Source organism: Microvirga sp. P5_D2 (genome assembly GCF_054049475.1).
The window spans coordinates 1-21,774 of record NZ_JBFUMH010000088.1 but is presented as its reverse complement, the minus strand read 5'-3'; the positions used below and the strand labels follow the sequence as shown (position 1 = coordinate 21,774).

The 21,774-nt window shown below is 60.8% G+C and carries 21 protein-coding genes; 10 read left to right on the top strand and 11 right to left on the bottom strand.

Features of this window, described 5'->3' with window-relative positions; all coding sequences use genetic code 11:
* The 8 genes from ACXJKO_RS19665 to ACXJKO_RS19630 all read right to left on the bottom strand — a co-directional run.
* Positions 1 to 750: amino acid ABC transporter ATP-binding protein (locus tag ACXJKO_RS19665; RefSeq protein WP_457092771.1), on the bottom strand; the 750-nt coding region annotated here is incomplete at its 3' end.
* 13 nt (positions 751 to 763) lie between these two features.
* Entirely contained in the window at positions 764 to 1,423 is a 660-nt protein-coding gene (locus tag ACXJKO_RS19660; RefSeq protein ID WP_457092770.1) for an amino acid ABC transporter permease, read from the bottom strand.
* 4 nt (positions 1,424 to 1,427) lie between these two features.
* A complete protein-coding gene (locus ACXJKO_RS19655; RefSeq protein WP_457092769.1) occupies positions 1,428 to 2,090 on the bottom strand; it encodes an amino acid ABC transporter permease in 663 nt (220 codons plus the stop codon).
* 57 nt (positions 2,091 to 2,147) lie between these two features.
* Positions 2,148 to 2,987, bottom strand: a complete 840-nt coding sequence (locus tag ACXJKO_RS19650) for a transporter substrate-binding domain-containing protein (protein ID WP_457092768.1) — start codon at positions 2,985 to 2,987, stop codon at positions 2,148 to 2,150.
* 701 nt (positions 2,988 to 3,688) lie between these two features.
* Positions 3,689 to 4,450, bottom strand: coding sequence for a precorrin-6A synthase (deacetylating) (gene cobF / locus ACXJKO_RS19645; protein WP_457092767.1), 762 nt, complete (start codon positions 4,448 to 4,450; stop codon positions 3,689 to 3,691).
* 103 nt (positions 4,451 to 4,553) lie between these two features.
* A complete protein-coding gene (locus ACXJKO_RS19640; protein ID WP_457092766.1) occupies positions 4,554 to 5,351 on the bottom strand; it encodes a cytochrome c oxidase assembly protein in 798 nt (265 codons plus the stop codon).
* Positions 5,352 to 5,430: 79 nt separating this feature from the next.
* Positions 5,431 to 7,392 carry an adenylate/guanylate cyclase domain-containing protein gene (locus tag ACXJKO_RS19635; protein ID WP_457092765.1) on the bottom strand — a complete coding sequence of 654 codons (1,962 nt, stop codon included), beginning with the start codon at positions 7,390 to 7,392 and terminating at the stop codon, positions 5,431 to 5,433.
* Between the two features lie 121 nt (positions 7,393 to 7,513).
* Positions 7,514 to 7,942, bottom strand: coding sequence for a VOC family protein (locus tag ACXJKO_RS19630; RefSeq protein ID WP_457092764.1), 429 nt, complete (start codon positions 7,940 to 7,942; stop codon positions 7,514 to 7,516).
* A 447-nt stretch (positions 7,943 to 8,389) separates the two neighbouring features.
* On the opposite strand from ACXJKO_RS19630, the gene ACXJKO_RS19625 reads away from it, so the two are divergent.
* The 9 genes from ACXJKO_RS19625 to ACXJKO_RS19585 all read left to right on the top strand — a co-directional run bounded on the left by ACXJKO_RS19625 (position 8,390) and on the right by ACXJKO_RS19585 (position 17,739).
* The gene (locus tag ACXJKO_RS19625) at positions 8,390 to 8,842 is read left to right on the top strand and encodes a Tat pathway signal protein (protein WP_457092763.1); all 453 of its coding nucleotides are present in this window, start codon (positions 8,390 to 8,392) and stop codon (positions 8,840 to 8,842) included.
* Between the two features lie 10 nt (positions 8,843 to 8,852).
* Positions 8,853 to 9,539, top strand: a complete 687-nt coding sequence (locus tag ACXJKO_RS19620; RefSeq protein WP_457092762.1) for a MotA/TolQ/ExbB proton channel family protein — start codon at positions 8,853 to 8,855, stop codon at positions 9,537 to 9,539.
* Positions 9,539 to 9,979, top strand: coding sequence for a protein TolR (tolR, locus tag ACXJKO_RS19615; RefSeq protein WP_457092761.1), 441 nt, complete (start codon positions 9,539 to 9,541; stop codon positions 9,977 to 9,979). Before ACXJKO_RS19620 ends, tolR begins: the two co-directional genes overlap by 1 nt.
* A 16-nt stretch (positions 9,980 to 9,995) precedes the next feature.
* A complete protein-coding gene (locus ACXJKO_RS19610) occupies positions 9,996 to 10,877 on the top strand; it encodes a TonB family protein (RefSeq protein ID WP_457092760.1) in 882 nt (293 codons plus the stop codon).
* Between the two features lie 121 nt (positions 10,878 to 10,998).
* Positions 10,999 to 13,206: a TonB-dependent siderophore receptor gene (locus ACXJKO_RS19605; RefSeq protein WP_457092759.1), complete on the top strand. Its 2,208-nt coding sequence runs from the start codon at positions 10,999 to 11,001 to the stop codon at positions 13,204 to 13,206.
* Positions 13,206 to 14,042, top strand: coding sequence for an ATP-binding cassette domain-containing protein (locus ACXJKO_RS19600; protein ID WP_457092758.1), 837 nt, complete (start codon positions 13,206 to 13,208; stop codon positions 14,040 to 14,042). The genes ACXJKO_RS19605 and ACXJKO_RS19600 overlap by 1 nt, the downstream gene beginning before the upstream one ends.
* Positions 14,039 to 14,929, top strand: coding sequence for an ABC transporter substrate-binding protein (locus ACXJKO_RS19595; protein WP_457092757.1), 891 nt, complete (start codon positions 14,039 to 14,041; stop codon positions 14,927 to 14,929). The genes ACXJKO_RS19600 and ACXJKO_RS19595 overlap by 4 nt, the downstream gene beginning before the upstream one ends.
* Positions 14,919 to 16,904: a Fe(3+)-hydroxamate ABC transporter permease FhuB gene (gene fhuB / locus ACXJKO_RS19590; protein WP_457092756.1), complete on the top strand. Its 1,986-nt coding sequence runs from the start codon at positions 14,919 to 14,921 to the stop codon at positions 16,902 to 16,904. Before ACXJKO_RS19595 ends, fhuB begins: the two co-directional genes overlap by 11 nt.
* A 25-nt stretch (positions 16,905 to 16,929) precedes the next feature.
* Complete coding sequence (locus ACXJKO_RS19585; RefSeq protein WP_457092755.1) at positions 16,930 to 17,739, top strand: siderophore-interacting protein; 810 nt, start codon at positions 16,930 to 16,932, stop codon at positions 17,737 to 17,739.
* A gap of 9 nt (positions 17,740 to 17,748) precedes the next feature.
* Here ACXJKO_RS19585 and ACXJKO_RS19580 read toward each other — a convergent pair whose 3' ends face one another.
* The 3 genes from ACXJKO_RS19580 to ACXJKO_RS19570 form a co-directional block, all read right to left on the bottom strand.
* On the bottom strand, positions 17,749 to 17,946 hold the full coding sequence (locus tag ACXJKO_RS19580; protein ID WP_457092754.1) for a hypothetical protein: 198 nt from the start codon (positions 17,944 to 17,946) through the stop codon (positions 17,749 to 17,751).
* A 59-nt stretch (positions 17,947 to 18,005) separates the two neighbouring features.
* Positions 18,006 to 19,703, bottom strand: a complete 1,698-nt coding sequence (gene glgP / locus ACXJKO_RS19575) for an alpha-glucan family phosphorylase (protein WP_457092753.1) — start codon at positions 19,701 to 19,703, stop codon at positions 18,006 to 18,008.
* Between the two features lie 105 nt (positions 19,704 to 19,808).
* Positions 19,809 to 20,843, bottom strand: a complete 1,035-nt coding sequence (locus ACXJKO_RS19570) for a 2-hydroxyacid dehydrogenase (protein WP_457092752.1) — start codon at positions 20,841 to 20,843, stop codon at positions 19,809 to 19,811.
* Between the two features lie 295 nt (positions 20,844 to 21,138).
* On the opposite strand from ACXJKO_RS19570, the gene ACXJKO_RS19565 reads away from it, so the two are divergent.
* On the top strand, positions 21,139 to 21,774 hold a 636-nt coding region (locus ACXJKO_RS19565), incomplete at its 3' end, for a radical SAM protein (RefSeq protein WP_457092772.1).

Below are 21,774 nucleotides of genomic sequence, written 5' to 3'. Positions count from 1 at the left end.
GAGGAATTCGGCGAGCCGTTCTGTCTTCGGCCGCACGAACATTTCCTTTGGGTTGCCTTCCTCGCAGATGACACCCTGGTTCATGAAGATGACGCGCGACGAGACCTCATAGGCGAACCGCATCTCGTGGGTTACGAGCAGCATGGTCATGCCATCAGCGGCGAGCCCCTTGATGACCTGGAGCACCTCGCCCACCAGTTCGGGGTCAAGCGCCGAGGTCACCTCGTCGAACAGCATCAACCGAGGCGCCATCGCGATGGCACGGGCAATTGCAACGCGCTGCTGCTGACCGCCCGAAAGCTGGCCGGGATAATGATCCATTCGGGCGGAGAGGCCGACGCGGTCGAGCCAGGTCTCGGCGATGGCCCGGGCCTCGGACTTCGTCATCTTCTTCACCTTGATGAGCCCGAGCATGACGTTCTCCGCGGCCGTCATGTGCGGGAAAAGATTGAATTGCTGGAAAGCCATCCCAGTCAGCGCGCGCTGGCGGGCGATCTCCTTTTCGCTCTTGCGACGGCGCGCCGTACCCTCGACGTGGTAGCCGATCTCCTCTCCGTCGAGGCTGATGGTGCCGCCTTGGAACTCCTCCAGCATGTTGATGCAGCGCAGCATGGTCGTCTTGCCGGAGCCCGACGAGCCGATGATGGCAATGACCTCGCCTTCCTGGACGGCACAGTCGACACCCTTGAGGACTTCGTGCTGCCCGTAGGTCTTGCGCAGGCCTTTGATATCGAGAATGGTCTTGRCCATCGATACGGTCTCCTCAGGACGGCAAGGYGGTCTTGCGCTCGACATACTTGCCGAAGCGCTCGATACCGTAGTTGACGATGAAATAGAGGGCGCCCGCCAGGAAGTAGAACTGGAGGCTCAGGAAGTTGCGGGAGATGATCTCCTGCGTGCGCAACAGCAGTTCCGCGACGCCGATGACTGACAGCAGCGTCGAGGCCTTCACCATCTCGGCCGCCGTGTTTACCCAGGCCGGCAGGAACTGGCGCATAGCCTGTGGCCACAGCACGGACGTGAAGGTCTGGGTGAAGGTCAGGCCGATAGCCTTGGCGGCCTCCGCCTGCCCCTTCGGAATCGCCTGAAGCGCGCCGCGCACGATCTCGCCCACATGGGAAGAGCAGAAGATCGCCAGCGCGAGGACGCCCGCCGCGAACGGCCCGAGATTAACGCCGACGGCGGAGGAGACGTAGTAGCTTGCGAGGACCAGCACAAGGACCGGCGTACCGCGAATAATGTCCGTATAAGCCCGCACCAAGAGGCGCAGCACGGCACCGCCATAGACCAGCGCCATGCCGACGAAGACGCCGAGCATAGAGCCCACGAGAATGGCCAGCAGCGAGATCGACACCGACATGCCGAGACCGCTGATGATGACGTATCGGGCGATCCAGAGTTGATCGAGAAATGATTGGGACATCGGCTTACCTCGGCAGGGCCAGCCGGCGCTCAACGAAGCGCATCAGAGCGGCAATGAGGAAACAGGTCGCGACGTAAAGGGCGGACGTGATCATCCAGGTCTCGATGACGCGGAAGCTCTCAACGTTGATCTTGCGCGCAGCAAAAGTCAGTTCCGGCACAGCGATAGCGGCGGCGAGAGACGTATCCTTGAACAGCGAGATCACGGTCGAGGACAATGACGGCAGTACGTTGCGCACCATCAGCGGCGCAATGATGGAGGTGCGGATCTGCATCGACGTCAGGCCGATGGCGAGCCCGGCTTCCGTCAGGCCCTTTGGGATCGACAGGAGCCCGGCGCGGAACACTTCGGCAAGATAGGCGCCGGAATAGACCGACAGCACCAGAACGAAGCTTTTGATCTTATCGAGCCGGAAGCCCATCTGCGGCAGCGCGAAGTAGGCAAAAAGCACGAGGACGAGGATCGGCAGGTTGCGCAGCACCGTAACGTAGAGTCGTGCCGGCACGACCGCGAAACGGTTCTTCGACGTCAGCGCGAAGGCCAGGACAAGGCCTATTGCCGCCCCGATCAGGATGGAAATCACCGCAAGACCGAGGCTGAGCATCAGGCCGTACAGGAGGAAATCGAAGTTGCGCCACACGGCGCCGAAATTCAGCGTGTAACCCATTGGGTGCCGCCCTTCCAGACTGGCGGAGCGGGAGATGCCGCCCGCTCCGCACGGCCTTTATTTATATTCGACTGGGAAGCCGATCTGCGGCTGGGGCAGATCCTTGCCAAACCAGGTCTTGAAGGACTTGGCATAGGTATCGAACTCTACCCCGGTCATGGCTTCGTGCAGGGCGGTGTTGACGAAGTTCAGCCAGTCCTGATCGCCGCGCTTGACGGCGCAGGAATAGCTCTGCGGATTCCAGCCATAACCTGCATCTTTGTAGCGACCTTGGTTCTGCGTCATGTACCAGGCGAGCGACGACTGGTCGGTGGCAACCGCGTCTGCGCGCCCGGATTCCAGCGCCTGATAGATCAGGTCTACGGAATCGTACTGGTCGACCGTCGCTTGTGGCAGGGCAGCATGCACCATGGACTCGGCATAGACGTTCTGGAGAACCGAAACGGTGGCTGACGAGCCCGCGGCCTTGAGAGCGGCATAATCAGCATATTTGCCATTGGCCTTCAGCATCAGGCCCACACCTTCGCGGTAATAGGGAATGGTAAAGGCGACCTGCTGCGCGCGCTCGCCCGTCACGGTCATGAACTGGCAGGTGATGTCGACCTTGTTCGTAGTGATGTTCGGGATACGTGCGTCGGAGGACTGGTTCACGAACTCGATCTTGTTGGGATCGCCGAAAAGCGCCTTGGCAATGATGCGGCCCATGTCGACGTCGAAGCCCTGAAGCTTGTCGTCTGCACTCTTGAAATGCCAGGGCGCATTGGTGCTGCCGGTGCCGAGCACGAGCTTGCCGCGCTTAAGTACCTCGTCGAGCTTGCTGGTCTGGGCCAAGGCCGGGGTGGACGCAAGGAGGGTGGCGGTGGCCAGCATCAGGCCGGCACGAAGTGAAATGGTCATGACGTTCCCTCTAGTTTTTGGTATGTCCAATATATCAGACATGTGTCCGAACTATCGGATTAACACATCAGGAGGGATGAGTAATGGCTTGTCAAGACGGGTTTCTGGAAAAAAGTAGTTAGCCCGAGCCGGAGCCTCAATATCACGGCCTAGCACCTGCAGAACGGGCGCGAAATCGCCTATGTAGTCACCCAGACAGAAGGAAATCTAAGGCAGGGCCAAGACGCTCTGGTGGAGACCCGTTCCTTAGAAGGTACAGTCCGGGCGCGGCTCTTCTACTAGGGGAATATTGAGCTTCAATTGAGAATGCAAAAATTGGGCTGTAGGTCCGGTCTGGGTCGAGCCTGTGTCAAAACGTGGACGGGCCGCCCCGTGGAGCAATTTGATTTCTTGCGAGCCCGAATAGACCGGGAAATCCCCGGTACAGGCCAGTGAACTTGTACAAATAGTTCGTTAAGGCGAGGCTCGTCCGAGTTTTGACACAGGCTCGGTCAGGCGCAGCCCTACAGCTTGACCGTGGGAAGGTTCGCTATTGGCTTGGAAATCGACGCTGCAGCCGGTCCAATCCCAGAAAAATGTGGGGCATAATGTGGAGTCGGTCATATGCAGTATATATAAGTCTTTGATAATTATGACTTTAAATCGAGATATTGTAGGACCATCTCCGCTATATTCTGCGGCTGCACAAGCCATTCTGATGCTTAGGACCTGTCTTTCCTGAGAAGATAGGTGTCCATGATCCAACCCTTCTTGGCCCGGGCGTCGGTACGGATGCGTTCGATTTCGTCCATCACGTCCCGCAGCTTGCCGGAGATCAGGATCTCGTCTTCGGTCCCGAGATAAGCTCCCCAGTAAATCTCCACATTCTCAGGCTCGATGCTGCGGAAGGAGCATTGGCCGTCCAGCATGACCACCACGTTGTCGGCTTCGTTGGGAAAGCCCTCCGCGAGCCTTCGGCCTGTGGTTATCTGGATGGCGTCGCCGATCGTGTTGAGCGCCACCTTGTGCTGGGCAGCCAGGGCCTGCACGCTCGTGATCCCGGGAATCACGTCGTAGTCGATCTCAACGCGACCCCGCCCCTGCACGGCTGAAAGGATGCGCAAGGTGCTGTCGTAGAGCGATGGGTCTCCCCAGACAAGAAACCCGGCGCACTCGCCCTCGCGGAGTTCTTCAGCAAAAAACGTCTCGTATTTGCTCGCAATCGCGTCGTGCCATTGTTCGACCGTCAATCGATAGGATTCGGATGCGTCCCCTCGGGTGGGCTGCTCGAATTCGACGATCCTGAAAGACCGGTCCGTGATGTATCGGTCGCAGATCTCCCGTCGCAACCGCACCAGATCCTCCTTGTCGCTCCCCTTGGTCGCGACGAAGAACACATCGACCTTGTTCAGCGCATTGATAGCTTGAATGGTGATGTAGTCGGGGTTGCCTGCACCGATGCCGATGACAAGGGCCTTGCGCATGCATGAGCTCCGGGTCTCTTTGGAAGAACGTCCAAGAATGGACGCCATGGAGTAACTTTCTCCTCACATGGCATGCCCATGGCCGTTCTCGCCAGCCTGAAGTTCACTTTGCCGCTGCTTGTTCAGCAGACAAGGTCTTGAGCCACGTTCCGAAGGCCAGCACCCCGATGAGGGTGAAAAGCGTTCCCCCAGGCACCCACATGATCAGCCCACCGAGTTGCTGATCCTCCAAGGGCGACAAGCCCCATGGCCATGTCGTGCCGGAATGGGATTCGAAGAGCGGACGCGGCGCCAGGGTTAACAGGGCGCTGAGAAGGCTCATCTGGACCGTGGTGCCGAACCCCACCAGAAGAGCGGAGGAAACGCAGCCCAGACGGCGAAACAGGGCGTGCCAGAGAAGCAGAGCCGTCCCCAAAAGCGTGGCATGCATGGTCCAGTAGACGACATCGCTTTGAAGAGTGGCGTCATACGATCCCGGCAGGTGCCAAATCCAGAGGGCTCCCGCAAATCCCATCGTCGCCGCGAGTTGAAGACCCCCGTCCCGCATGTGCGGCAGATTGAACACGGTCCATTTCGGGAGCATCGAGCGGAATGCCGCCCCCGCCTGTCCGAGAACGATCAACGGAGCCGCGACGAGCGTTACAAGCATATGCTGGGCAACCCGTGCCGAGAACAGCGCGACGCTGATATTGCACAAGGGCGACACAAGGGCCGCGGCCAGAACCGCCCAACCCAGGTAAAAGCACCATCGCTGATGCCGGTCTGCCTGTCCCCTGCTTCCGATCCCGTAAAGAATTGGAACGATCACCAGGAGGGCAATGAGTACAGGATCCAGATTCCACGTGAGCTGACCTGGGACCGGAGGCGAGCCGCAATAAGGAACGTATGAGCCCGCGTTCATGGATGCTCCAGCTTGGCCAGGAAACTCCTCGGCCAACGTATGGCCGCAGATCATGTTCCCGAGAACCGCTCCGCTCGCCTCACCCCTGCCCTTTGTGGCCGGCATCCATGTCCGTCGAGCGCAAGTGATCCGTCGCATCGTCCGCCTTGCCGCAAAGTTCGAAGATCTCGATTCTGGCCTCGAAGCCCTTTGGCCTGATGGTGTCGACGGAGCGAAATGCGAATTGGTCCGGCACCCGTTCCACGATTGCGGAACTGACCAGGATCTCGGTTCCGTATTCCTTGTTGAGGGGCTCCAGCCGTGCGGCGAGGTTCACCGCAGCGCCGAGCACCGTATAGGCCATGCGGTCGTCGGAGCCGATGGTGCCGACGACGGCTTCTCCCACGTGAAGTCCGAACCGGGTTCGATAGGCCGGCCAGCCCTCGGATTCGAATTCGGCATTCAGCTTGTTGATCGCGTCCCGGCATGCCAGCACGGCGGCGCACGCATGTTCGACGTGATCCGGGTCGTCAGCCGGCGCATTCCAGATCGCCATGACCGCATCGCCGACGAATTTGTCGACCGTGCCGCCATTCTCAGTGATCACCGCGGACACGACCGCGAGATAGCGGGATGTCTGGATCATCACCTGTTCGGGGTCGGCCTTTTCGGTGATGTTGGTGAAGCCCGTAATGTCGGTGAACAGGATCGTCACTTCCCGCCGCGAACCGCCCAGGCGCAAGGCGTCGCCCGTATCGAGCAATTGCTGGACAAGGCGCTTCGGCACGAAGCTCGCGAAAGTGCGCACGACGGTGCGCATGGTCGTGATCGAGCGTCCGAGGTTGTCGATCTCGCGAATGATCGAACGCACCTCACCTCTCGAACCATCCGTCTGGAATCGTTGGATGCGGTCCGTCTCCGCAGCCAAAGCCTTCATGGATCGGGACATCATCGAGCCTATGCCCCACACGATCGGCAATGCGGCAAAGACAAAGACGAGCGCCATGAGTACCAGGCGACGGCGTCCCGCCTCGATCTCACCGAAGAAATCGTCGAGCGGCGCCAGCACGGCAAGGCCGAGACCGGACGAGCCCGCTGTCGCGATTGTGCGGAACGCGGCAACATAGGTTCGCCCATCCCGCGCCTCGAAGATCTGCTGCCCCGCACCGCCACGCCGCCAGGTATTCATGGGTCGAGATATATCGACGGGAATGAGCTGATCGAACGGCGGAAGATCGAGTGAGCCATTGGATGCCTGGGCGCGCAAGGCGTCGGACATACGGGGATGAGCGACGATACGCCCGTCATCATCGAAAAGGAAAACGATGCCCGACTCTCCAAGTTGCTGCGACCGGAGATAGGCTTCCGTATCGGCGAGGAGAATGTCTCCCGCGATAACGCCTCGCCGTCCTCCCGGAAACGGCGCGCGCACCGTGTAGCCGATCAGGTTGGCCAACTTGAAGACGTAAGGCTCGGTGATCGTGCTGGCACCGGGCTTGAAGGCATCCTGATACCATGGCCTCTCACGCGGATCGTAATCAGCCTCGTGATCTTCTTCGCGAATGATCGAGAGATCCGAAGCGAGATAGAATGTAAAGCGCGTCCGTGTCGGTTCGCTCGGAGACTTCTCGATGATGTTGAGCCTGAAAACCGCATCGGGCGGTGCATTGAGCGAGGCACGCGCGGCGGGCCCTGCCCGACCCAATGCATCGAGTTCGAGAAACGCGCCATCTTCGTAGCCGACGTAGAGATTGTAGAGCTGCTCATGCCGACGCAGGAGCGCCGCCAGGGTGGCATAGAGCGGAGGATTTCCCAGTATCGTGCCGGATTCGATCGGCTGAAGCTGCCGCAGCACTTCCAGGATGTCGAAGACGTCCTTGAACTGTCCGTCGACCCGATCGGCCGTGTGGTCGGCGACACGGTTGATGAAGGCCAGAGCCGCCGTGCGGGTGATCGACCGGGCCCGGTCGAAGCTTAGGAAGACCAGGGAAAGCCCGACCGAAAGCACCACGGCCACGAAGAGCGCCGTGATGGAAAGCTGATAGCTGAATCGAAAGCGCATGATGTCAGGCCTAGAGCACCGCTGGCCCTAGTTTCGTCTAGACTTCGCATTCTGTCGAGGAAGCATCCATTGTTGCTATGGACCCCAAAACTATCACATTTAAGACTGTAATCTTGTTTCATCAAAACGTGATGTGCACTGAAGCGGCGCTGCGCTTGGACGGTCCGTGATAGACCGCTTCGATATTGTTGCCGTCTGGATCGAATACGAAAGCAGCGTAATAGCCAGGATGATACGGACGCTCTCCAGGCGCACCGTTGTCCTGTCCGCCATTCTTGAGAGCCGCATCATAGAAGGCCTGCACCATCGCCTGATCCTTTGCCTGGAATGCGATGTGGTGGCGGCCGGTCAGCTTGCCTTGACCGGCCTCGCTGTTTGCCGATGAAATGAAAAGCTCATCGATCCAGAAATACGTATCGCCAGCGCCGCCGAGAGGAACTCCGAGCGCCTGGAAAACGGCTTCATAGAAGCGGCGGCTTGCCGCCAGATCCCGAACGACGAGCTGGATATGATCGATGAGGCGTCCGCGATGAAGCTCATTGGTTTCCATGCTCTTCTCCAGAATGATGACCTCTCGATCACGCAACTCTGCCACGGCTGTGAAGTCTCAGGCAATGGTACGCTGATCCTTTCGGCCTTGGTGCCGCTTCGAAGCGATCCCATCTTCCCTTGAGCCTGATTGAGCGCTCAATTCAGCGGCCAAACTGATGAAAGCGGCGGAAAAAATACTTTTAATCTGTTTTAAAGAAGAAATTTTCCCTCTCTTCCCAAAGTTCTAAGCGGTGTTTTAGAACGGCTCTGATCTTTGCCTAAGGCCTTGATCCATATGCATTCTTTCAGATATCTCCTGAATGTCGCCGCCTGGATCCTCTCTAGCCTTTTGGGCGACTGATYGAACCTGCCGATGACTTCCGCGACAGGCGTCTCTTTATGGACGCCGGGCCTGCGCGGCTTGCCGCGCAACGCGGGCGCTTGTCTGCATAAGGAGAATGAGTTCATGCGCTTGGATAAGCAGATTGCCGTTGGAACCATGATGGCCGCCGCCATCCTGGTAGTCCTTGCGAGCCCTGCCCTCGCCCAGGACCGTCCGCAATCCGTCGTGYCTATGCGCATCGAGCTGAACAAGGTCGAGGCCGCCGGCGAAAACTGCCGGACGTATTTTCTCATCGACAATAAGAACGGCGAGGCCTGGCGCTCTCTGAAGCTCGATCTCTTCGCGCTTGATACGGACGGCGTCGCCGCCAGGCGCCTTGCCGTCGAAGTCGGCCCGGTGCCTAGGCGCAAGACCCTGATCAAGCTGTTCGATTTTCCCGGCCTGAGCTGCCAGCGCTTCGGTCGAGTTCTCCTCAATGACGTCGTGGCCTGCGAAGGCGCGCTCTCGTCGCGTGAGGAATGCCTATCAGCCATCGAGACCGCCTCCAAGGTCGAGTCTGTGCCCTTCGCGAAGTGAGGATGGAACGATGAACGAAGTTGCCGCTGCCGCCCCTCACGATCTCTCCTTCCTCGGCCTGTTCCTGCAGGCCGATCCCATCGTCAAGGGTGTGATGATCATGCTCGTTCTGGCATCCCTCGGCTGCTGGACTGTCAGCTTCGACAAGCTCGTGCGCATCATGACTCTGCGCAAGCAGGCGCGCGCCTTCGAGGCCGCCGCCCGCGCGGGCGACAAGCTCACCCCGCAAATGCCCGGCCCCGCAGGGCACATCATCGCCGCAGGCCACGAAGCTTGGCGCGACCAGGATGCTTCGGAAAGCCGTGCCGAGCGGCGCGAGCGTATCGAGCGCGCCATGCGCGGTGCGCTCTCGGTCGATATGCGCCGGCTTCAGGTCGGTCTCGCATTTCTCGCCACCACCGGCTCGGCGGCTCCGTTCATCGGCTTGTTCGGCACGGTGTGGGGCATCATGAACTCCTTCTCGGCGATTGCCGCCAGTCAGGATACCAGCCTCTCGGTCGTGGCTCCCGGTATTGCCGAAGCCCTGTTCGCGACGGCCATCGGACTCGTGGCAGCCATTCCGGCAGTCATTGCCTACAACAAGCTCACCACCGATCTCGGCAGGCTTCAGCAATCGTTTTCGGCAGGCATTTCCTCGTTGGGTGATCGCCTCGCACGCGACCGCAAGCTCCAGGTCCGGTCGGAGGCCGCCGAATAATGGGCATGGGATCATTCAACTCGCCAGATTCGGACGATGAATTCGGCGCAGCCCCTCTTTCCGAGATCAACGTCACGCCGCTCGTCGACGTGATGCTCGTGCTGCTGATCATCTTCATGGTCGCAGCGCCGCTCATGACCGTCGGCGTTCCCGTGCAATTGCCGAAGACTGCCGCGCCGAAGGTATCTCAGCCGAAGCAGCCCGTTGTCGTGACGATTGATGAGCAGGGTCAGCCCTTCCTCGACAAGGAGCCGCTCACAGCTGAGGCAATGATGCCTCGCCTCCGAGAGCTTGCAAGCGCCGACCCGACGCAGGTCGTCCTCGTGCGTGGCGACCGTGCGGTGCCTTATGGGCGCATCGTGGAAGTGATGGGCCAGATCAACGCCGCGGGTTTCACCAAGGTATCCCTCATCGCGCAGGCTCCGAGCCCGACACCATAGAACGCCAGCCAATCCCATGTCCGTTCAGACCATCAGATCAGCGCAAGAGCCAAGTCGCATCGGAGCGGCCTTCCTCGTTGCGCTCATTCTCCATGTCGGCGGCCTGATGGCCTTGGCCTATTGGCAGTTGCAGGATGATGTAAGCGCTCCGGGCGAGCAGGAGATCACGATCGACCTGGCTCCGGCCATGCAGAATGTCGAGTCGGTTGCCCCCGCAGCTATCTCCGCGCCCGATATCCCGCCGACCGAGGTCGAGGTCCCACCGACGGAACCGCAGGTGACGGAGGCCGCAACGATCGAGGAGGAAGTCGAAGCCGTCGAGCAGCAAATGGCCGAAGCCCTGCCTCTCGAAGCGCCGCCGGTTGAACCCGTCGTGCCCGAAGATGCTGTCGTCATTCAGCCGCAGGAAACCGTCACGGCGCAGCCCTTACCGGAGAAGCCCGCTCTCAAGCCTGTGAAGCCGCCTCCGCCGAAGCCAGTGGAACGCAAGCCGACGCCACAGCGCGAGGTGAGAGAACAGCAGTCGCCTGCTGCGAATCCGCATCAGGGGCGGGCATCGGCATCACGCGAGAACTTAGGCGGAGCGGCAGCATCGGCCGATCCAAGTTTAAGGAACCGGTACTACGCCGCGGTGGCGGCAGCTGTACGCCGTCGCCTCAGATTTCCCGGACAAGCTCTGAGCCAGGGCATCAAGGGAGTTGCGACAGTGCGATTCAGCATTGATCCCTCAGGCACAATCCTCAGCGCGACTCTGGTTCAGAGTGCCGGACACCCTGCTCTCGATGCAGCCGCGCTGGCAGCGACGCGTTCAGGCTCGTCGGTGCCGCCGATTCCGGCTGGACTTCCGACACAGCTGCCTCCCTTCGAGGTTCCGTTGAACTTCAACCTCATACGCTGAGAAAAGGACCGCACGCTCGCAGAAGGCTTGGCATGCCGGGGCAACAACACAAGGGGAGCGCAAGCCCCCGACACAACACATCAACGGGCGAGGCCTTTAACCTCGCCGGTCAGGACAAGAAATGACAAAAGTTCAGGTTGAAACAGGCATGCCATCCCGGCGGATTGGGCTTAATGGGCTCCTTGCAACGACGGCGCTCTGCGGCCTCGTCTTCGCGGCGCAGGTGGCGCACGCGCAAAATGCAGCGCAGCCTTCCGGAGTGATCCAACTCGAGACGGTCACCGTGACGGGACAGGCCGAAAGCGGCACCGGCCCGGTCAATGGCTATGTCGCCACGCGCACCACGAGCGGAAGCAAGACCGATACCCCGATCATCGAGACGCCCCAGGCGATCTCGGTTGTCGGACGCCAGCAGATGGAGGATCAGGGCGCGCAGACCGTGATGGAGGCCACCCGCTACTCCCCCRGCATCCGCTCCGAGACCTTCGGCGGCGACCCGCGCAACGACTGGTTCCTGATCCGCGGCTTCACCGCCCAGGATACCGGCTATTATCTCGACTCCCTGCAACTGTTCTCGACCGCTTTCGCGACCTTCAAGCTTGAGCCCTACGGCCTTGAACGCATCGAAATCCTGCGCGGCCCCTCCTCCGTTCTGTACGGCGGCAATAACCCCGGCGGCATGATCAACGCAATCAGCAAGAAGCCGCCGATGACGCCTTCTCGTGAAATYACATTCGGCGTGAACAACTACGGCAACGTCTATGGCGCGTTCGATCTCGGCGGTCCCGTCGCCATCGACGGCAATGGCGATGGAAACCAGTTCTACTACCGCATCGTCGGTCTCGGCCGCGTCGGCGATACACAGGTCGACTACACGGACGACGACCGCGCCTTCATTGCGCCGAGCCTGACCTGGAAGCCCAACGACGATACGACTCTAACGATCCTCGGTTCCTATCAACGCGACAAAACGAACGGCCAGAACTTCCTGCCTTATGTGGGAACCGTGGTTCCGGCACCTTATGGCCGCATTCCGACGAAGCTGTTCACCAGCAATCCCGGCTATGACTCCTTCGAGCGCGAACAGGCGATGATCGGCTATCAGTTCGAACATCGGTTCAACGATTCCTGGACCGTGCGCCAGAACCTTCGCTACAACCATCTGACCATCGACTTCACGACCCTCTACGGTCTCGGCTATGCCGCGCCTCCGACGGCGACCGAGGCTCTGCTGGCTCGCGGCAACTTCATCACGACCCCGCGTGTCGATCTGTTTACCGTCGACAACCAGGCCGAGACCAAGTTCGTCACCGGCCCGCTCGCGCACACCGTGCTGTTCGGCCTCGATTACAAGCGCTACAGCATCGATGACGAGCAGGGCTTCGAGATGGGCCCGTCGCTCAACGTGCTGAACCCCGTCTATACGCCGGTCTCCCCGCCCACCTCGCGCTACACGCTGAACAACATCGTTCAGTCGCAGGTCGGCGCCTATGTTCAGGACCAGATAAAGATCGACCGCTTCACGCTCGTACTCAGCGGACGCCATGACTGGGTGAGCACGGATACCACGAACTACCTTTTCCCAGGCCTGAGCACAGACGGTGACGACCATAAGTTCAGCGGCCGCGCCGGCCTCATCTACAACACCGATATCGGCATCGCGCCGTATGTGAGCTATTCGCGCTCCTTCAACTCGCTGATCGGCACCAACAGCGCGACCCAGAATCCGCTCGAGCCGGAAACCGGCGAGCAGGTGGAAGTCGGCGTGAAGTATCAGCCGGTCGGCATGAACAGCTTCGTGGGCGTGGCCCTCTTCGACCTGACGCGCCAGAACGTGCTTACCACCGACCCCAACAACATCCTGAACCAGGTGCAGACCGGCGAGGTGCGTTCGCGGGGCGTGGAGTTCGAGGTCAACGCCAACCTCATGGCGGGCCTCAACCTCATCGGCGCCTACACATTCTATGACCTTGAGACGACGAGGGATCTCAACCCGCTCAACGTGGGTCTGGTGCCGGTGGGCGTGCCGGAGACCTTCGGCTCCCTGTGGCTCGACTACACGGTGCAGGAAGGCACGTTCCAGGGCTTCGGCGTGGGCGCGGGCGTGCGCTTCGTCGGCGATTCCTATGCCGATCCGGCGAACACCCTGAAGGTGCCGAGCTATAAGGTGGCGGATGCAGGCATCCACTACGAGCGCAACAACTGGCGCGTTGCCCTCAACGTGTCCAACCTGTTCGACGACGTGTATGTAGGCTCCTGCTCCTCGGAGAATGCCTGCTTCTACGGCGACCGCCGCCGGGCCACCCTCAGCGCAAGCTACAAGTGGTAATGCAGGCCGTGCTCCGGCAGAACGATATTATCCCGGCCAGCCCCGATCCTTCGGGGTTGGCTGATCCCGTCTTCACGATGGAGGGCGCGAGCCTTGCCATCGATGGATACACGTTGCTCGAGCCGACGTCGCTGTCGCTCAAGCGCGGGCGTGTCTACGGGATCATCGGCCACAATGGATCGGGCAAGTCCACGCTGATGAAGCTGCTCGCCCGCCAGATGCAGCCGAGCGGCGGCAGGATCGTCTACGCCGGAACGCCTATCGACGAATTCGGCGCGCGGGCCTTCGCACGCCAGGTTGCCTATCTTCCTCAGCAGATCCCGTTAAGCACCGACCTCACCATTCGCGAGATCGTGCGGTTTGGCCGCTATCCGTGGCACGGCCCACTCGGGCGCGTGACGCCGGAAGATCATCTGCGCGTGGCGGAAGCGCTTGAGCTGACGCATCTGAACGATTTTGCCGACCGTCTCATCGACACCCTGTCGGGCGGTGAACGCCAACGGGCATGGATCGCCATGCTGGTGGCCCAGGACAGCGGCTTCATCCTTCTGGACGAACCGACATCCGCCCTCGACCTTGCCCATCAGATCGAGGTGCTGCGCCTGCTCAACAGCCTGAGCCGCAGCCGCAATCTCGGCGTGGTCGCCATCCTCCACGACATCAACATGGCAGCCCGCTTCTGCGACGAGCTGATCGCCCTGCAGAAGGGGCACATCCTGACAAAAGGGACGCCGCAGCAGCTCATGCGGGCCGATGTGCTGGAGATGGTCTATGGCGTTCCCATGGAAGTCATCCAGCATCCCGCCTTCGAAACTCCCGTAGGTTTCGCGCGATGAGCAAGGGCATCAGCAGACGCGAATACCTTGCTGGTCTGCTTCTCGCCTCGCAGACGGCGCCCGCATGGGCGCAAGGTTTATCGCCGCGTGTCGCCATTCTCGACTGGGGCCTGACCACATCGGTCATTTCGCTCGGCATCGTGCCGGCTGGCATTGCCGAAATCGAGTTGTATCGTCGCTGGGCCGATGACTTTCCTATTCCTGCAGGCGTTCAGGATGTGGGCTTGCGCACCGAGCCTAACCTCGAAGTCCTCGCCGCGCTCAAACCCGATGTGATCCTCACAACGCCGTTCAGTGAAAGCGTGCGCCCAATGCTGGAGCGCATCGCGCCGACCCGCTCCTACGCAACCTATACGCCCGCCGGTCAGCCGTTCAACCGCTCCATGCAGGTTCTGCGGGAGGTTGCAGCGGTTCTGAAAGCGGAGAAACAGGCAGAAGCCGTCATCGTGCGCGCTGAGGAAACCTTCGCCTCCCTGCGCCGTGCGTTGGAAGGCCACTCCGTCCCGCCGCTCCTGCTCGCAGGGTTCATGGATAGCCGCCACACGCGTATCTATGGACAGGAAAGCCTGTTCGGAAATGTGCTGGATCGCTTAGGGCTAGAAAATGCCTGGAACCGTTCCACGGCTTTCTGGGGCTTCTCGCTCGTCGGCACCCACGAGTTGGCACCTTACCCCGATGCGCAACTCTTCGCGATCGGGCCCATTCCGGCCGATGCGCCGTTGAACCTTTCCGGTTCCGGCCTGTGGCAGAGCCTGCCGTTCGTTCGCGCCGGCCGTGTCGAAACGCTTCCGACCTGCTGGGCCTTCGGCGATGTTTCGACCGCTTTGCGGTTTGCCCGCAGCCTGACCAAGGCCATCCTCGGTCCGGAGGGCAGCCATGCAAGCTAGCCACCCGCACCGCGCCGTTCTTCTTGGCACAGGCCTCATGGCGCTTGCCCTCACCTGGGCTCTGCTGCGCCTAGGCTCACAGCTGCCGCCCACGTTTTGGGTCGATGCCGCTCTGCATCCTTCCATCGAGGATACGCGCCAAATCCTCTTCCACTACGCCGCCCTGCCGCGCCTCGTGACGGCGCTGTTGTGCGGCGCCGCGCTTGGACTTGCCAGCGTCATCTTCCAGCACGTGCTACGCAATCCGCTCGCCTCCCCGACGACGCTCGGTGTCGAGGCGGGAGCACAGCTTGCCCTCGTGATTGCGACGATCTGGGCACCGTTCCTTCTCGGCGCGGGGCGCGAATTCGTGGCCGTGTTCGGCGCGCTCACCGTTACGGCGATCATTTTCGCTGTGTCCTCAGCACGCGGCTTCTCGGCGCTCACGCTCATTCTGACCGGACTGGTCACAAGCCTCTTCTGCGGCTCGCTGATCGTTGCGCTGAAACTCCTGAATCACGAATACATCTCGTCCTTGTTCATCTGGGGCGCGGGCTCCGTCATCCAGCAAGACTGGTCCGTCGTCACCTATCTCCTGCCGCGCCTCGCCGTCTGCGCCGTTCTGACGGCGCTACTGGCCCGTCCCCTGATCGTCCTCACTCTCAGCGACGAAAGCGCCAATGCGCTCGGTGTTTCGCTTCGTCTTCTTCGCGTGGCCGCTCTCCTTCTCGCGGTTCTGCTCACGTCTTTCGTCACGTCGGCGGTCGGGATCATCGGCTTCATCGGCCTTGCCTCTCCTCACATCGCACGGTTTGCGGGAGCACGCCGCCTTCAGGAGCGGCTTCTTCTCGCACCCGTCATCGGTGCGGGCCTTCTGGTGCTCGTCGATCAGGCTGTCCAGACCGCCAGCGGCAGTTTTGCGGACTTCCTGCCCACAGGCGCAGTGACCGCGCTCTTTGGCGCCCCGCTTCTTCTGTGGCTTCTCCCGCAACTGCGGTCGACGGGCAATGACCTGCCCTCGAACATCGCCTTGCAAAGCAAGAACTACGATCCCGCGCGCCTTTTCCCGATCCTTACCGCGGCCCTCGTCGGCATGACCATCGTGGCGATCTTCCTGGGCCGTACATCGAATGGCTGGTCGATTGCGGACAGCACAGCCCTCGCCGCCTTGTCCGAATGGCGCTTGCCGCGCATCGGCGTTGCCCTTCTGGCGGGTGCTATGCTCGGCATGGCGGGCGTTCTGCTGCAGCGGCTGACGCGCAACTCCATCGCGAGCCCCGAAATCCTCGGTATCGGCACTGGCGTGGCCATCGGCGTGCTAGTGAGCATGATCGTGAGCACGGCGCCGAGCCGTGGCTTGCAGATGGCGTTCAGTTTCGCCGGCGCACTCGCCGTTCTCGCCATTCTCCTGTGGCGCGGCGCGAAATCGCGCATGGCGCCTGATCAGCTCCTGTTGACCGGCATCGCGCTCAGCGCCTTTCTCGACGCCATCATCATCAGCTTTCTCGCCTTGGGCGACCCGCGCGCATCGCAGCTTCTCGCCTGGCTTGCTGGTTCGACCTACAAGGCCGATTACACGACCTTGTGGATCACTCTTGCTGTCGCCATCGTGCTGCTGCCGACTGCGCCTTTGGTCTCCCGCTGGCTCGATATTTTGCCACTCGGCGATGAAACCTCGCGGGAGCTCGGCATCGGCCTTGGACCAGTGCGTCTCGTGATCATGGTGCTCGCATCCCTGCTGACGGCAGCGGCCGTGCTCGCCATCGGTCCTCTCACATTTGCCGGCCTCGTCGGTCCCCATCTGGCGCGCGCGCTCGGCTTGCGTTGTGCGCTTGAACAGGTGTTCGGTGCGGCATTGATCGGCGCGATCATCATGGTAACGGCCGACTGGCTCGGCCGCGTCGTTATCTTCCCATTCCAATTACCTGCCGGTCTCGTGGCCGGCCTGATCGGGGTTCCGTATCTGATCTGGCATCTCACGAGGCGCGAAGGATGAGCATTCTTATCAAAGGTTTGAACTCATGTCGGCATTGACCAAAGCCGTCTCCCGCGAGGAGCCCAAGCTGAAGCTCTGCATGCTCCATGTCGTGCGCACTTATGACCTGACGCCCCTCATGCGCCGGATCGTTCTGGGCGGCAAGGATCTCGAAACCTTCGACGTGCCGAGCAATGCGCTGGGCCCCTATATCAAGCTGCTGATCCCGCCGCAGGGAGGCGAGCCGGAATGGCCTACCCTGTCGCCGGAAGGCCGCTTGATATGGCCGCCCGTGGAGACGCGGCCGGTCATGCGCACCTACAGCGTCCGGCGTTTCGACAAGGCTGCTGGCGAGATGCATGTCGATTTTGTCATGCATGGCGACCGGGGTATCGCGTCGGCATGGGCCGCTCGGGCGCAACCCGGCGATATCGTCGGCGTGTGGGGCCCCGGCTGCCCAACCACCCAGAACATCGACTGGTATCTGCTTGCCGGCGATCATACTGCCCTGCCCGCCATCGCCTTTATCCTGGAAAACCTGCCCGAGACCGCCAAGGGCAAAGCCATTATCGAGATTCCGGATGAATCCGAGATGCAGGTTTTTAGCAAGCCTTCGGGTGTGGATGTTCGCTGGCTTTGCGGACAGCACAATACCGATACGTTGCAGGATGTGGTCAAGGCAACCGCTTGGCCCACAGATAGCCGGGTTCTGGTCTGGGCTGGCGCAGAGAGTGTGTGTGCGCGCTCGATCCGCAACTACATGAAAACAAAGCCAGGCCTCGACCGCGACAGAATTCACGTCTTCAATCATTGGAAACGCGGTCTCGCGGAAGGCGGCTTTGCTTATCTGGATTGATCCTGCACATCACTGACGCTTGTGCCATCGCCCAAACTTCGGCATCCGTCGCTGCGGCCAGAACGCGGCAATGGCGACGATCAGCGTTAGAAGCCCGATTGCCAGGATCGTCTGTACAAAGCCGTATAACGGAGCGTCCTGCGCCACGAAGATGCCGGTGATGACACTGGCGCCGACCATCAAGCCTCGAACGATCCAGCCCAGCATGGCAACCTCCCGTTCTTTGGGGCGAATATAGCGCCGGCTGCGTGGCGAATGCTTGACCGTTATCGATCCGGCAAAAGGAGGCCATACGCCTCCCTGGCATAAGCCTGCATCATGCGGCGCGTGTTGAAAACAGAGCCGATCTGGCCGATGGCCTGCTTCATCATCCAGATCCAGCGGGCCCGGTCGTGGGCGTAGAGCGGCAGGACGATGCCTTCGAGCTTTTCGTACAGCGCCCGCGCGTGATCGTCGGGATTCTCGTGCTGGCCGATGCCCCAGCCCGTCACTGCCTCTTCGCAACCTTCCAGCCACCAGCCGTCGAGGGTGCTCAGATTGAGAACACCATTGACGGCAGCCTTCATGCCACTCGTGCCCGAGGCCTCCAACGGCGGGATGGGATTGTTGAGCCACACATCGCTGCCGGCGACGAGCGTGCGGGCGACTTCCATCTCGTAGTTCGGCACGAATGCCACCGGGATGCGGGCATCGCACGCCTGGCTCGCGATCTCGCGGATCATCGCCTTTCCGCCTTCGTCACGCGGGTGAGCTTTCCCTGAGAACACGATCTGAAACGGATAGCGTTGGTGAATATCCAGAAGGCGCGCCCAATCGCTGAAGATCAGGCTTGGACGCTTGTAGCTCGTCATGCGCCGCGCAAAGCTGATGACCGGCAGATGCGGATCGAATTCTGTTCCTGTCCTTTCGCGCACAAGATCGACCAACTCCCGCTTGGCACTCTCGTGGGCAGCCCAGATCGCCTCATCGTCGATGCGCTCGATGTCGGACAGAACCTCCGGCCTGTCCTCCCAATCGGCTGCGACCTCCCTGAAAAGCCGCGCGAAGACCGGATGTGTCCATTGCCCCAGATGCACGCCGTTCGTAATCCCATGGATGCGATAACCCGGGAACATATGGCGCGTGACTTCCGCATGGCGGAGAGACACGCCGTTCACGAACCCGCTGAGACTGAGCGCGAGCGTCGTCATGTTGAGATGCTCATGCCCACCGAGCGCTTTCAGGTGATCGAACGGAACGAAATCGCCGAGAAGCCGCCTGACATCGTCATAACCGAACCTGTCGTGGCCCGCTTCGACCGGCGTGTGGGTGGTGAAGGCGCATTGCTGTCTCACCGCCGCGACATCGTATGGCACCGATCCAGGCACGGCGTTGTCCGGGCGAGGATGGTGGCGCAAAAGCGCGAGCGGCAACAGCGCAGCATGCCCTTCGTTGAGATGATAAGTCTCAATCTTGAACCCAAGTGCCAGCAGCACACGCTCGGCCCCGATGCCGAGGATGATCTCCTGTTTGAGGCGATACTCGTTGTCGCCGCCGTAAAGCCAATCGGTGATGGTGCGATCCTGCGGATCGTTCGGCTCCACGTTGGTATCGAGGAGCAGAACAGGGACCTTGTTGCCGTGGGTTGATGTGAGCTCGTAGAGCCAAGGCCGCACCCACACAGCCCTGCCCTCGACCATCGCCGCCTGTACCGGTGACAGGGGCGTTGCCCATTCCGCCAGATCCCAGGGGTCGGAGCGGTCCACCTGCCGTCCTTCCTCATCGATCTCCTGCCGGAGATAACCCTGGCGGCTCGCCAGGGTGATGAAGATCATGGGAAGCGCCAAATCCGCTGCCGAGCGCACCGTGTCGCCGGCAAGTACCCCGAGCCCGCCGGAATAGGTGTGCATCTCGGACCGGATCGCGATCTCCATGGAAAGATAGGCGATCCGCGTTTTCGGCAGGTAGGTCTCGATTGAAGGCACGGCATTCTCCCGTTGGGCAACAATCCGAGCGGATAATGTGAAGCAAGGTGCCAGAGAAATTCCAGAACTTTCAATGGCTCCCGGCTCGCCAAGTCGAAGATTGCATCATTGGCTTCGCGGCGCAGAAACATCGTTACGCACGATCTTCTCCACCGAGACTTCATGCTCCGCCCGTCCGGTCTTTGCAAAGGACGAGATGTTGGCGATCGTGGTCTCCGCGATCTTGTTGAGAGCTTCCTCCGTGAAGAAGGCCTGATGGCCGGTGATCAGGACGTTCGGAAAGGTCAGCAGCCGCGCGAAGACATCGTCATCGATGAAGCGGCCCGAGAGATCCTCGAAGAAAAGATCCGTTTCCTCCTCGTAGACGTCGAGACCAAGCGATCCGATGACGCCACTCTTGAGTCCTCGCAGCACAGCCTTCGTATCGATGATCGCGCCGCGGCTCGTGTTGATCAGCATCATACCTTTTTTCAGGCGCTGCAGAGCCTTATCGTCAATGAGATGACGGGTCGTCGGCGTCAGCGGGCAGTGAAGCGTCACAATGTCGGACGACGAGAGGAGCTCGTCCATCGTGACATAGGTCGCGCCTATGACCGTGCAGGCCGGGTTTTCCTGAACGTCGCTGGCGATCACGCGGCATCCGAAACCCAGCAAAATCCGGCATGCGATCTCGCCGATCTTCCCCGTCCCGACCACCCCGACGGTCTTGCCTGCGAGGTCGAAGCCGAGAAGTCCTTCGAGGGCGAAATTGCCTTCCCGCACCCGGTTATAAGCCCTGTGCGTTTTGCGGTTGAGCGTTAGGATCAACGCGAGCGCATGCTCGGCGACAGCATGGGGGGAATAGGCCGGAACCCTGGCGACAGTGATCCCGAGCCGTTTGGCGGCTTCCAGATCGACGTTGTTGAATCCGGCAGAGCGTAGAGCAACAAGCTTCACCCCTGATGACGCCAGAAGCTTCAGGACCTGCTCGTCCACCGTGTCATTGACGAAGGCACAGACAGCATCGAAACCGCTTACGAGATTGCAGGTCTCAGCTGAAAGGCGTGCCTCGAAATATGTGAGCCGATGCCCTGCCTGCTTGTTCGCGGCATCGAGGAAACGCCGGTCATATGGCTTGGTGCTGAAGATCGCGACCTGCAACTGACTTCTCCCACGGATGATCCAGCCAAGTAGCTGGCCTAGAGAATATAGCGCTAATCTCAGTCCTAGCTTGGCCGCTCGATAGGGCCAAACCGCCGGATGCGTCCAAAAGGCCAGTGTTGTAAAGGCACAAAGGGTGTTGTAAGCGTTTTTCGCGTTTCAGTCGCGCGGTTCCCCTCTCGGAAGCGCTTGCGCAGGGCGCGGCATCGGCCAGAGGGCAGTTCTTGCCATGCTTTTGCGGCGATGCGGCGCCATTCGGGGCGCCATCCGGATGTCAGGATAGTTTCTAGATTGGATTTGGCGGATGAATGCTCCCGCGCCCAAAGTCTCGTTCGTATCTCTGGGCTGCCCCAAGGCCCTGGTCGATTCCGAGCGGATCATTACCCAGCTTCGCGCCCAAGGTTACCAGCTGACCAAGGAGCATGACGGGGCCGACRTGGTCATCGTCAACACCTGCGGCTTCCTCGACAGCGCCAAGGCCGAGTCCCTGGAGGCCATTGGCGAAGCCATGGCCGAGAACGGCAAGGTCATCGTCACGGGTTGCATGGGCGCCGAGCCCGAGCAGATCCGCGACCAGTTCCCGAACGTTCTGGCGATCACGGGCCCCCAGGCTTATGAATCCGTGGTCTCAGCCGTTCACAAGGCCGTCCCGCCGGCTCACGATCCGTTCATCGATCTCGTGCCGCCCCAGGGCGTCAAGTTGACGCCGCGCCACTACGCTTATTTAAAGATTTCAGAAGGTTGCAACAATCGCTGCACCTTCTGCATCATCCCCAAGCTTCGCGGCGACCTCGTCAGCCGCCCCATCGGGGATGTGTTGCGCGAGGCCGAGAAACTCGCGAAAGCGGGCGTCAAGGAAGTCCTGGTGATCTCCCAAGACACCAGCGCCTACGGCCTCGACATCAAGTACCAGCCGAGCATGTGGAAGGAC

Coding starts and splice junctions, on each gene's coding strand:
- ACXJKO_RS19600 (WP_457092758.1), top strand. CDS start 13,206: ATGCAGGCCGTGCTCCGGCAGAACGATATTATCCCGGCCAGCCCCGAT.
- ACXJKO_RS19650 (WP_457092768.1), bottom strand. CDS start 2,987: ATGACCATTTCACTTCGTGCCGGCCTGATGCTGGCCACCGCCACCCTC.
- ACXJKO_RS19640 (WP_457092766.1), bottom strand. CDS start 5,351: ATGAACGCGGGCTCATACGTTCCTTATTGCGGCTCGCCTCCGGTCCCA.
- ACXJKO_RS19655 (WP_457092769.1), bottom strand. CDS start 2,090: ATGGGTTACACGCTGAATTTCGGCGCCGTGTGGCGCAACTTCGATTTC.
- cobF (WP_457092767.1), bottom strand. CDS start 4,450: ATGCGCAAGGCCCTTGTCATCGGCATCGGTGCAGGCAACCCCGACTAC.
- ACXJKO_RS19610 (WP_457092760.1), top strand. CDS start 9,996: ATGTCCGTTCAGACCATCAGATCAGCGCAAGAGCCAAGTCGCATCGGA.
- ACXJKO_RS19585 (WP_457092755.1), top strand. CDS start 16,930: ATGTCGGCATTGACCAAAGCCGTCTCCCGCGAGGAGCCCAAGCTGAAG.
- ACXJKO_RS19630 (WP_457092764.1), bottom strand. CDS start 7,942: ATGGAAACCAATGAGCTTCATCGCGGACGCCTCATCGATCATATCCAG.
- ACXJKO_RS19595 (WP_457092757.1), top strand. CDS start 14,039: ATGAGCAAGGGCATCAGCAGACGCGAATACCTTGCTGGTCTGCTTCTC.
- ACXJKO_RS19635 (WP_457092765.1), bottom strand. CDS start 7,392: ATGCGCTTTCGATTCAGCTATCAGCTTTCCATCACGGCGCTCTTCGTG.
- tolR (WP_457092761.1), top strand. CDS start 9,539: ATGGGCATGGGATCATTCAACTCGCCAGATTCGGACGATGAATTCGGC.
- ACXJKO_RS19580 (WP_457092754.1), bottom strand. CDS start 17,946: ATGCTGGGCTGGATCGTTCGAGGCTTGATGGTCGGCGCCAGTGTCATC.
- fhuB (WP_457092756.1), top strand. CDS start 14,919: ATGCAAGCTAGCCACCCGCACCGCGCCGTTCTTCTTGGCACAGGCCTC.
- ACXJKO_RS19620 (WP_457092762.1), top strand. CDS start 8,853: ATGAACGAAGTTGCCGCTGCCGCCCCTCACGATCTCTCCTTCCTCGGC.